This is a genomic window from Chryseobacterium sp. SIMBA_028 (assembly GCF_046535285.1).
Lineage (GTDB): Bacteria > Bacteroidota > Bacteroidia > Flavobacteriales > Weeksellaceae > Chryseobacterium.
The window spans coordinates 1-375 of record NZ_JAWRWZ010000084.1 but is presented as its reverse complement, the minus strand read 5'-3'; the positions used below and the strand labels follow the sequence as shown (position 1 = coordinate 375).

Genomic DNA, 375 nt, shown 5'->3' with positions numbered 1-375 from the left:
CGATGGGCCTTCTCCTCGTTGGCGGGTTCGCCCAAGCAGTGAGCTGGCTGCTGTGGGTGGGAATCGTCCTCTTGGTCGTCGCGGTCATCGGTTGGATCCTGAACTCCGTGTCAGGCCGCCGGGGCCACACCGTATAAACCAACGCCGGCCGTAAGGGCTGTCCGAGCCGCAGTCGAACTGCACGCCGGGGCAGCCCTTTCGTGTCTGGCACCGATACGAGACGGCGGAGAGCAGACGATGTCTGAGGCTGAACAGGTCCCGCGGACCGGACGGGACGAGTCCACGGAAGAACGAATGGACCGTAACTGGATGGAGTTGATCCAGGAATTGCGCGTCCTGCAAACCGGGGTGCAGATCCTGGGCGGCTTCCTGCTG

General features: G+C 63.7%; 1 protein-coding gene. It reads left to right on the top strand.

What is annotated here, in order from left to right:
- Positions 1–237: 237 nt before the first annotated feature.
- A partial coding sequence (locus SCA31_RS22645; protein ID WP_410699302.1) for a DUF6328 family protein occupies positions 238–375 on the top strand: 138 nt, incomplete at its 3' end.